The 1,291-nt window shown below is 35.9% G+C and carries 2 protein-coding genes; both read right to left on the reverse strand.

The annotated features are described in order from the left end of the window. Nucleotides 1–85 precede the first annotated feature (85 nt). A complete protein-coding gene (locus tag HMPREF2701_RS06885; protein ID WP_049493210.1) occupies nt 86–619 on the reverse strand; it encodes a thiol-disulfide isomerase in 534 nt (177 codons plus the stop codon). A 52-nt stretch (nt 620–671) separates the two neighbouring features. Further along, nucleotides 672–1,291: hypothetical protein (locus tag HMPREF2701_RS06890; protein WP_070482554.1), on the reverse strand; the 620-nt coding region annotated here is incomplete at its 5' end.

The raw sequence follows: 1,291 nt of genomic DNA on the forward strand, positions 1-1,291 counted from the left end.
TTTCCCATCACAGTATAGAATTCCTCAACACGCCCAGTTGTTCATACGGCATTGTGTTGAGCAAGAAGCCACTTTCTCTGGTAAACTATCCATACAAGGTCTGATACATCTTTTTCATGAAAGCATCAATCTCGCTTTGAACTCTTTTCAACAAGTAAGCTTCTTCGGATTGTGAGACAGAAATAATCTCTCTTTTCCCGTTATCATTTTGCTGAGAATAGCTGGAATCAATTAAATTCAGATTTTTATCTAAAATAAAAGCTACATGCGTTTGTTTTTCATTAACCTGTGTGATGAAAAACAACTGAAAATCCTTAGCATCCTTTTTTGGAGGACTAATTTTCAAATGTAAATCTCCTTCTATTTCTAATGGATAAATAACTCCATCCAATCTAATAGCACCGTCAGAAGGAATAGTATAACCTGCCTTGCGGATGTCAGACGCATATTTTCCTGATGCCATTAAATGTTGAAGAACTTCAATTCTTTCATTTTTCTCAAAGGCTTCTTTTAAAGTACTAGATTGTCGGAAATAATTGTAAGCAAAATATGAAGGAATTGCTAACAGAAACAAAAACAATACAATCAACCATTTAAACTGTTTTAATTTATCTGACATTAGTCTTCCCCCTATTCAACACTCTCTTTCAAATAAGTGTTATTGTAAATTATCACTCGTCTTCCTCGTCGTCATAAACTGGCTCGCCATGAATTTTGATGTATTCTTCACGAAGGCGTTCTTCCTCTTCCCATAGAGGATCTTCTAAAGGTTTCATACTTTTCAGTTCCTCCACGCTGGTGTCAGTTGCTTGATCGTAGGTTAGTGATAAGACATCCTTGTGCAACTCCTTAAAAGTCTCCACATCTATCCAAGTCAGCTTGTCATCCTCGCTGATCTGCCCATCAATAGCAGAAGCCACCTCGACTGCCATGATATACATAGCTCGTTTATCAACCGTTAAAATGTCTGTATGGGCAGTCGCAATCCTAAGGTATTCTCCACGTTCTCTCCCATCAGTGATAAAATCATTTTCAAATTCCAATTGAATATTTTCATCAGAAAACGAATTCCATGGATCATTATTATCATATGGTATATGATTCCACCGTTTATCATTAAATCGCCATTTATCAAATTGAACTCCAAAAAAGAAATCATCTTGTAGCATCTCATCATCACCGACGTTCGAGTATGTAATAGGATGACTATGCCATTCCTCAAACCACATTTTCCAGAGCAACTCTCTTGTAGTAAAGGTTATTTTTTTCTTAAAATCACTTTTGATATATA

This window comes from Streptococcus sp. HMSC077D04, assembly GCF_001808785.1.
In the GTDB taxonomy this organism is placed as follows: domain Bacteria; phylum Bacillota; class Bacilli; order Lactobacillales; family Streptococcaceae; genus Streptococcus; species Streptococcus mitis_BX.

Coding starts and splice junctions, on each gene's coding strand:
- HMPREF2701_RS06885 (WP_049493210.1), bottom strand. CDS start 619: ATGTCAGATAAATTAAAACAGTTTAAATGGTTGATTGTATTGTTTTTG.